Annotated in this window: 6 protein-coding genes; 3 read left to right on the top strand and 3 right to left on the bottom strand. The window is 64.7% G+C overall.

Annotated elements, in window-relative coordinates:
* Window positions 1-1,075: 1,075 nt before the first annotated feature.
* Window positions 1,076-1,378 carry a hypothetical protein gene (locus AB0395_RS21160; RefSeq protein WP_366282889.1) on the top strand — a complete coding sequence of 101 codons (303 nt, stop codon included), beginning with the start codon at window positions 1,076-1,078 and terminating at the stop codon, window positions 1,376-1,378.
* A 794-nt stretch (window positions 1,379-2,172) separates the two neighbouring features.
* Here the strand turns inward: AB0395_RS21160 and AB0395_RS21155 are convergent.
* Window positions 2,173-2,316: a hypothetical protein gene (locus AB0395_RS21155; protein ID WP_366282888.1), complete on the bottom strand. Its 144-nt coding sequence runs from the start codon at window positions 2,314-2,316 to the stop codon at window positions 2,173-2,175.
* A 226-nt stretch (window positions 2,317-2,542) separates the two neighbouring features.
* Between AB0395_RS21155 and AB0395_RS21150 the strand changes: the two genes are divergently transcribed.
* Together AB0395_RS21150 and AB0395_RS21145 are read left to right on the top strand one after the other, a co-directional pair.
* Window positions 2,543-3,952 carry a WD40 repeat domain-containing protein gene (locus tag AB0395_RS21150; protein WP_366282886.1) on the top strand — a complete coding sequence of 470 codons (1,410 nt, stop codon included), beginning with the start codon at window positions 2,543-2,545 and terminating at the stop codon, window positions 3,950-3,952.
* Window positions 3,953-4,200: 248 nt separating this feature from the next.
* Window positions 4,201-4,995, top strand: coding sequence for a methyltransferase domain-containing protein (locus AB0395_RS21145; RefSeq protein WP_366282884.1), 795 nt, complete (start codon window positions 4,201-4,203; stop codon window positions 4,993-4,995).
* A gap of 195 nt (window positions 4,996-5,190) precedes the next feature.
* Here the strand turns inward: AB0395_RS21145 and AB0395_RS21140 are convergent, their stop codons facing one another.
* Entirely contained in the window at window positions 5,191-6,852 is a 1,662-nt protein-coding gene (locus tag AB0395_RS21140) for a carbohydrate-binding protein (RefSeq protein WP_366282882.1), read from the bottom strand.
* Window positions 6,853-8,111: 1,259 nt separating this feature from the next.
* Complete coding sequence (locus tag AB0395_RS21135) at window positions 8,112-8,897, bottom strand: alpha/beta hydrolase (protein WP_366282881.1); 786 nt, start codon at window positions 8,895-8,897, stop codon at window positions 8,112-8,114.
* Window positions 8,898-8,921 lie beyond the last annotated feature (24 nt).

The following is an 8,921-nucleotide window of genomic DNA, read 5'->3' as shown; positions in this document are numbered from 1 at the left end:
GGCGCGACAGCCGGGCCACCACGCTGACCAGGAAGCGAAATCGACTCTCAGCCGAATACCTCAGCCCACCACACGAAGATCACGAAAGATCGAGGCTAGCAGAACACAGGACAGCCCAAAGGCCCGCTGTCACGAAGCTTTTTGGCTACCGCCTTAACGCACCATGACTAACATCGCGGAATGTGTCCCGGGTTGGATGATGGATATCGGTTTCCCTTGAGAATGACTCGGGATGTTTTGGGTTTTCTGCTGGATGGCTCGCCAGATATTAGGGTAGACTGCCCCGCACCGGTGAGAGCGGCATGCTGAGTTGGGCATGTGTGGTCTGTGGTGGGGTCAGGTAAAAATCAGGTCGGGGCGAAAGCTGTGGATGGGCGCGCCGCGTTTCAGCTCAACGTCCAGCTGGTCGGCTGCTCATCCCTCAGCAGCACCTGCTGCGATCCCCTTGTAGATCAGAGCTCCAGTCAGGCCTGACGCCATTCGCGCGCCGACTTGCGGATGACGCCCGACAGCTGAGCCATCCGCGGTGCCCTGATTCCCTGGTGAACATGGCCGAAGCCAGAAATCACAGCTCCTCATGCTGCAACCAAGCCCGGGCGAACAAGCTCCGCTCCTGTCCGCGTATCTCATACGTTCAGTTCTGCATCCTTGCAAACAACACACTGGATTCGGTCCCGGGTGCTGGAGCGCACTGTCACGCTGAGATTTTACGGTCAACATAAGAAGGATGGTGTCAGGGGAAGGTTTGGTGAACCTAAGTCGAGTTGCTTTTGTAGCTCTCGATGGTGTCGAGAGGCCGGCCACCCGTACGGGATGTGAACGCGAGCTGTTTCAACCTTTGGGCATTACCGGTCGTCGATCTCGGCCTTGGCGATGATCCGTTGTGGGGTCCGAATCATGTCCCTGTGATTCCCCGCCGTTTCCCGCGGGATCTGCCACGTCCGTGGTGCATGATCAAGGGTGGCGGTGTCCCCGCTGTCTTGTCGCGGGGAGATGTCTGATGCGCCCGGTAGCGGTCCAGAGGGGGTGGTGTGGATGGCACCCTAGGAGATCGGCGATTACGAGGAGATCAGTGATGACCTACCCTCCCGGCACACGGCCCGCGCTTCGGCGTACCCCTCTCAGCGCGGAGGAGAAGGCCAGAAGCGAGGTGAACTTCGCTCCCCTTGTTGCCCAGCAGCTCGTCGCCAACGGGCGGTTCAGGGTGTCCGCCGATACTCCGGAGATGGTGGAGTTGTTCCAGAAGGTTGCCCGCAGGGTGGGTGACATGCTCCAGCGGCCTGTGGTCAGCTACGCCAACGGCAGATACATCGTGATCACCTTCGACCAGGAGTGCTCGGGCCTCACCGACGGAGGCGCTCGCTCGGTGCAGGAGTGACTATCGGCCGTCATCCACGGAGTCGAGTACCCAGGCTCGTGGGCGGCTCCGCATGACGTCAGCGGCCTACGAATTTCGGAGTCACTCGGTGCCCGGGCTCCTCGTGCCAGTCTTGGCCGCGATGAGGTGACCGCCGTGCCGATCCTCACCGGACCGGCCATCTCGGTTGCCGGAGTCCTGTGATCCCGTGACGCCGGATACGGCGAGCTGAAGGCCCCGGTTCTCCTCCGCCGCCGCGCGTTGGAGGCCAGCACGTGTCAGCCGGGTGGAGCTCGATGACCAGGTCATCGAGCCAGGGCGGGCTTTGATCAGCTCGCGGGCGGGCAATCCGGTGTCGATGGGCACCCCCCTGGTACGGCAGAGGCGGGGACGAGTGCTCGGCGGCGGTCAGCCAGACGTTGAACGGCAGGCGCCCGATCAGGCCGGTGGAAGAGGGTAATGCGGAAGCGGTGGGACGGGGTGGTGTCGTCACACGGCGAGGATCAGTCACCCCGGCCTTCCGCTCCCTGGCGCTGGACGAAACATCTGCCACCGGATGCTCATCGGGACATCAGCAGGTCGGAATAGTCCGCTGACCGAGTCATCATCTACGAAGGCACCTGCTACGAGCGGTTAATTGATTTCGCAAGCCACAGCGTTCTCATACGGCTTCCGTACACGCTGCGGACAGGTTCCTGAGCGGCCACGGTTCGTCGCCGAACATGCCGCGGGTCTTCGTTTCATTCTCGTGCCGGATCTACCGTGGACAGCGAGGGCTAACCTCATATCGAGGCCACCGTGACAGAAACGCCGCATTAGCGGCGCAGCAGCAGCTGAAGCAGGCGCAGCGCCCGGGAACGACGCTCCGGATCAGCCGAGAATATGTAGGTCGCGGCAGGGACGGCCAACAGCACAGCACCTGACGTGACTAAGGTGACGAGCTGGGACATCATGGTCATCGGGCTCCTTTTGTGAGTTCTACCCTCTTTGGTTGATGTCGAGGGCGTGATACCAGGATGTGACGTGCGGGAGCAGTGTTGACGATCTGTGCCAAGGTCTTACATCATTCGACAAACGTGGACGTCGACTGACAGATGCTGACGGTCGCAGTGTGAACGGAGGCAAGTGACCATATGGGCTTTACGTTTCCTGACACTCAGGAATGATTGAACCACTATGCCCCTGATGAAAAAGGACGCCCTGACCGCTCTGCGCGAGAGCCTGCGGGATCTCCATCTGCGCGCAGGTGAGCCCAGCTATCGGACTTTGGCCAAGCAGACGAGAGCCATGAGTCACACCACCGCTCACGCAGTGATCCGCTGCGACAAACTGCCGCGGTGGGGCAACGTGGAGCTTGTCGTTGAGGCGTTGAACGGCGATGTCACAGCGTTTCAGGCTCTGTGGGCCGCCGCCCGCAACGCCCAGCCTCAGCGTGAGCCCGACTCGGTTTTCGAGGCCGAGTCCATTGTTCGGGCCGAAGGTCCCCAGGAGCCGGTCCTCGATTTGCAGGATGAGCAGGAGGAGCTCTATCGGCTGGAGGGCGGCCCCCTGGAAGGGGGGCACTCCGGTGCTGTCTGGTCGATGGCCTTCCACCCGGACGGACGCGTCCTGGCGAGCGCCAGTGGTGACGGGACGGTGCGGTTGTGGGATACCGCTGAGGGGAAGCTGCTGCGGGAGCCTCTGCGAGGCCACGAGGGTGCCGTCGTGGCGGTGGCCTTCCACCCGGATGGAGGTCTGCTGGCCAGCGGTGGTAGCGACCAGAAGGTACGGCTGTGGGACGTCGTCTCCGGGCGGCCTGTAGGGGATCCGTTGCAGGGCCACTCCGGTGCCGTCTGGTCGGTGGCCTTCCACCCGTACGGACGCGTGCTGGCCAGCAGCGGCATCGGTGGAACCGTACGATTGTGGGACATCCGATCAGGCGAGCCGTTACGAGAGCCTGTGATCGGCCACGACAGTTTCGGCTGGTCCCTTGCCTTCCATCCGGATAGGCCGGTGCTGGCCAACGGCGGCGATGACGGCATGGTGCGGTTGTGGGATACCGCTGAGGGGAAGCCGCTGCGGGAGCCTCTGCGAGGCCACGAGGGTGCCGTCGTGGCGGTGGCCTTCCACCCGGACGGAGGTCTGCTGGCCAGTGGCGGCGATGACGAGTCGGTGCGGTTGTGGGATCTCGCCTCAGGACGTTCCAGGATTGAACCGTTGATCGGCCACGTTGGTTCTGTCCGCTCTGTGGCCTTCCATCCGGGAGCGGACCTGCTGGCCAGCGCCGGCGATGACGGGACGGTCCGCTTGTGGCACCTCGCTACCGGGGAACAGGTGGGGCGACCGCTGGTCGGTCACACCGGCCCCGTCCGGGCAATCGCCTTTCACCCGCACGGCCACCTGCTCGCCACCGCAGGCGCCGACAGAAAGGTCCGGTTGTGGAGGAGCACTCAGCCGCCCGACCACCGGGTGCTGTACCGGCGTATCGACTACCTGCATGCTCAGTTGAAGGCGGCGCGGGGCATCCAGGACGCCTACCCCGCCATGATTCAAGGACTTGTCGCCTCGACTGGACCCGCTCTCTCCGAGGGAGAGGACGGCGCGACCGGGACATGAGGTGACCTGCGTCAATGGGCTGGAGAAGCCTTAGCTGATGGTTGACCTCATGAGCCCCAAGAAGATGCAGAAGATAAGGAAAAGAAAGCGGTTGTTCGACTGAGAGGCGATCGCGCCCGTGAGTGTCAGAAGGCGATGGCGGGCGGTATGGAAGGTGACGAGTTCGGCCCCGGGGGTGTCAACCCGTGGCTGGGAGCCGGCAGGTCAATGATCAGACGCCCGAGGTGAGGCACTGCCAGGATCGCAGTATGTCCCGTGAACGTCTGCGAGTCGCCTTCGACACTGTGGCTTCCCTGTATCAGAAGGCACGCCCCGACTACCCGGCCGATCTGTACTCTGAGCTGCTCGCGATGACGGGGGTCGAACCGCCTGCGCACCTCCTCGAAATCGGATGCGGCCCGGGGAAAGCCACGCTGCCGCTGGCGAGGGCGGGTTTTAGGATCACGGCCGTTGAGCTCGGCGACGCTCTGGCCGTGGAGGCACGGCGCCGGCTACGTGATTTCCCCGGCGTTTCGGTGGTCACCTCGTCGTTCGAGGCATGGGAACCCCCGACCGGTGTTCTCTTCGACCTCGTCTACGCGGCAACTGCCTGGAAATGGGTCGACCCTGAGGTGAAATACGAGAAGGCGGCCGCGCTTCTGCCCTCAGGCGGCCACCTGGCCGTATGGGATGCTCAGCACGCCTTTCCTCCGGACTTCGACGTGTTCTTCACGGAAATCCAACAGGTGTACGACGAGATGGGTGAGGGCGACGGCAGTACCTGGCCACCGCCATGGCCTGAGGACCAACCCGATCCCACGGCCACCGAATTTGAGACCTCTGGGCACTTCGACGTCATCGGGACCCGACGCTACGTATGGTCACTCCGCTACACCACAGAGGAATACATCGCGCTTCTGGAAACCTTCTCCGGACACATCGCCATGCAGGCGGCCAAGCGCGAGCATCTCTACGACGAGGTACGTCGCCGGCTGGCCGTACGTCCGGAAAGACGATTGACCCGGCACTGGCTGGCCGTCCTCACGATTGGCCGACGTCTGTGACGTCACCGAAGACGCGCCGTCCGGCTGACGGCGGCGTCCCCCTGGGCGGTGGGTGCCTTGTCCGAGGGGCACTGCCCCCGCCCGAGGGTAAAGGGACGGGGCTTTCCAGCAGTGCCCATCAGAGCAGTGCCCATTGGAAAAGTCATCGGAACGGTGAGGGGACGGGTGATGGCCCGCCCCCTCTCTGTGCGGCTGTCAGAAGCCCGCGGTGATCCTGGTGAACTCCCACTCGGCCTGCGGAACGCCGCCGCCGTTGGCCCGGTCACGGTTGACCGCCCAATAGGTGAACCTGGTCAGGCCCTTGGACTTGGCCCATTCGCGGATCTGGGTCCAGATGGCCGGGGTGGTGGTCTCCCCCTGGTCGGACTTGCCGTTCATGCCGGAGATGCCCATGTGTGCGTAGGCCTCCGCGTCGCTCCAGCCGAACGCGCTCTTCAGCGAGCCCTTCAGCCCCTCGGAGGCGTTGATGGTGTCCTGGTACATCTCGGTGCCGCTGAAGTTGAACGGCATGATCGTGTAGTTGTCGATCGGAGCGCCCAACGCCTTGGCCTGGTTGACGAGCCGGACGCCCGCGGCGCTCAGGGCCGTCTTGAACGTCGGGATGGTGACGACGATCTTCACGTTCGGGTTGTTCTGCCGGACGATCTTCAGGCCGTTGAGGATGCGGTCCTGGACGGTGTAGTTCTCGAACTCGTCGGTGTTCTCGATGTCGAAGTCGACCACGGCCGGGCCGTGGGCGGCGATGACCTTCTGCACGGCGCCTGCGAAGGCCTCGGGGGTGGAGCAGTTCGGGCCGAGCTTGTTGCCGCTCCAGCCGCCGAAGGAGATCTCGACGCTGCCGCCCTTGGACTTGATCGTGTTGATCGCCGAGGCGTCGGTGCCGCCGGTCAGCGGACGCTGGCCGTCCCAGGCCGGGGTGCAGCCGTTCTGGGCCAGGATGAAGGCCATCGTGAAGGACTTGACGCCGGTCGCGTCCATCACCGTGCCCGGGTTGGGCGGGTTGCCCCAGCCCATGTACAGGTACGGCGCGCCGGGCAGCTTGGCGGGGTTCGGGTTGGTGCAGCCGGTGGTGGTGGCGCTCACGTCGCGGCCCGCCGACTCGCCGATGGAGTTGTAGGCCTTGATCGTGTAGTTGTGCGTCTCACAGGTGCCGAGGCCCGAGATGGTGGCGGTGGTCGCGGTGACCTGCGTCCGCTGTGTGGTGCCCTCGTAGACGCGGTAGCCGGTCACGGTGCCGCTGGAGGCGCCCCAGGTCAGGGTGATGCTGTTGTTGGTCGGGGTCGCCGAGGCGGTACCGGGCTGGCCGGGGGCGCCGTTGTCGCCCTGCGTGGTCCCGGTGACCGGGGCGCTGGCCTCCGAGCGGTTACCGGCGGCGTCGCGGGCGCGCACGGTGTAGGTGTAGCTGGTCGAGGCGGCCAGGCCCGAGTCGGTGTAGCTGGTGCCGGTGGCGGTGGTCACCAGGGTCGTGCCGCGGTAGACCTCATAGCCGGTCACGCCGACGTTGTCGGTGGAGGCGTCCCAGGCCAGCGAGATGCTGCTGGAGGTGGTCGCGGTGACGCGCAGATTGCCCGGGACCGAGGGAGGCGTGGGGTCAGTGGGGCCGCCCGTGGTGACCTTCCACAGGGCCGGGACCCGGTCGGGCTCCCAGCCGGGCAGGGAGGTGTGGCTCTGCAGGCACTGGTAGTTGATGCCGTTGTGGGTAACCACGGTACCCGCGGTGTATGCGGTGTAGGGAGCCCAGGCGGCAGCGGAGGCTTGGACGCTCGCTTGCCGCGTGCTGGCGTCGGCCAGCGCCGGGGCACCCACGCTCGTCACGAAGACGGCGAAGAGCGCGAGGATGAGGACACGAAATCTCACGTCACACTTCCAGAGGAATGGGGGGTGGGGGGTGGCATGTCTGCGGCTGTCTTGCACAAGCAAAAGCGCCACAGACCGGGTGCGTGTCTGCCGGGCCTGGCCGTGCCGAGATCACGTTGGCACCGCCTTGCCGGTACGTTGAACGGATAAGGCCGCGTTTGCATGTGTGCAGGGAGCGGCCTCGCTGAGTGTGAAGGAGCAGGTTAATGCCCCTACACCTCCTTTTCCATTAGGAAACTTTCCTAATAGATTCGGATTGTAACCCTGCCTTTAGGAGCCTGCAAGGGTCCGGGGCGGCCCCCGTTCATACGGCTCTTTCTTCATCCACGGCATCGGGGGAAAGCGAGTGGTCCCTGGTCGGCCGGGCGCTCTCGCTTTGATCGGTCTCGATCGCGGGGGCTGGTTGTCGACACCGGCGACGATGACGACCTGCACGTCTCGAGAAAGCCGCAGGGCAGGTTCAGCGGGCGCGTTATGAATGAGCGCCATGCCGTTCACCGCCATGACCGGCGGCTTGCCGTACGCCCGGTGCACGTCTGTGCGGACGCACATCGGATTGATGCCGCAGTTGACGGGCGGGCTGCGTCGACGGTGATTCGGGGTGCACCGAAGTCTTCCACCAAACCCGAGGCGATTCACATGCGAAAGAGCGCCAACTCCGCTCATACCAGGCCACGTGCGCTCGGAGAGTGGGTGGATGGGTTGATGAACCAGGTGTGCGTTGTGGAGGCTGGGCTGTTGCTCGCTTCGTTTAGGTCAACGTGTCAGGGCGGCTCTCATGCTTTGACTCCGCGGAACAGGATGAAAATTCCCATTGTCAGGGGGACGTCCACACTTTGACCTACCCGGATCCGGAGTCGGATCGCACTGGGTTCCTCGCCATTCCGGCGTACGGATCTCGCGTCGTCCGTGTCCATCACGGCATCGGATCGGTGTTTCACAGACGCCCATGTCGCGTATCTGCCGTCCGTGAGCCGCATGACGTCGTGCCGTGATTCCCGCGGCGTGAAGATCAAGATTCGCGGGGTACGGATTACAGGACGGGGCGAGGATTTGATACGGCTGCCTGGTCGGACGGAGTTCGCCTTCTGTGGCGCTCTTTCACGACTTGCCGGTGTCGGCTTCGGCCGCTGACGCTGCCGTGGGCGTGTGGCGGCCAGGCCCTCGTCGGTGCTCGTCGGTGCCGGAGACGGTGACCGCGGGATCTTCGAGATGAGGATCCCGCCTGATCCCGCGTGTCTGTCACCGGGGCAGCCGGCTCAGCGGAGAAACTCCAGGAGTACCGGAACTATGGCTTCGGGCGTGGGGCCGTGGCCCTGGCCTGGCAGGATGCGGCGGGTCGCGTTGGGCAGGGCTGCCGCCACCGTGTCAGCGGCCTCGGGCATGCCGGGGAAGGTCTGGTCACCCGAGTACACGATCGTCGGTACGGTGACCGAGGCCCAACGGCCGGCCCAGTCGGGGTCGACGTTGATCTCATGGAGGGCTGTGAGGTCGTAGACGAGCGTTGGGGCGACGGCGACCATCTCGGTCCATCCGGGTGCTTGAGCCATCCCATCGGCGGCATCGGACGGGATCCCGATCACTGCGGTCAGGTTGTAGCGCATCGCTTCGTCGTTCTTGCCCGCGGTCAGCAAGGAGTGCAGGGTGGCCAGGTGCTCGGTGTGGTCGGCATCGGCGAACAGCGGTGGCTCGTAGAGCGCCAGCGCGGTGACACCGATACCGGCGTCTGCGGCTGCCAGAGCCACGGTCGCTCCGGATGAGCTGCTGTAGAGAGTCGCGGTTCCTCCTGCTGCCTTGATCAGTGAGGCGAGGTCCTCGACCTCTCGCTCCAGTGCCCACGGCGCGGTGTCGCCGGATCGTCCGCGTCCGCGCCGGTCGTAGTCGACCGCCGTGAAGCCCTCGGCCGCGAGTCGCCGCGCGACCTGCCCGGTGTTCTGGTCGATGGCGCGGTACTGAGTGGCTCCGCCGATGAAGATGACGGCAGGTCCGTCACCGTAGCGGTCGTAGTCGATGACCGTGCCGTCCTGCGAGGTGACTGTGCTCAAGATCCTGCCTCAATTCGTGGAGAC

The sequence above is a fragment of the Streptosporangium sp. NPDC051023 genome (genome assembly GCF_040689595.1).
Classification (GTDB): Bacteria; Actinomycetota; Actinomycetes; order Streptosporangiales; family Streptosporangiaceae; genus Streptosporangium.
This window is presented reverse-complemented; position numbering and strand designations above follow the sequence as displayed.

Bases quoted from the DNA above. Each gene is read 5' to 3' on its own strand.
- AB0395_RS21160 (WP_366282889.1), top strand. From the start codon at position 1,076: ATGACCTACCCTCCCGGCACACGGCCCGCGCTTCGGCGTACCCCTCTC.
- AB0395_RS21155 (WP_366282888.1), bottom strand. From the start codon at position 2,316: ATGACCATGATGTCCCAGCTCGTCACCTTAGTCACGTCAGGTGCTGTG.
- AB0395_RS21150 (WP_366282886.1), top strand. From the start codon at position 2,543: ATGAAAAAGGACGCCCTGACCGCTCTGCGCGAGAGCCTGCGGGATCTC.
- AB0395_RS21145 (WP_366282884.1), top strand. From the start codon at position 4,201: ATGTCCCGTGAACGTCTGCGAGTCGCCTTCGACACTGTGGCTTCCCTG.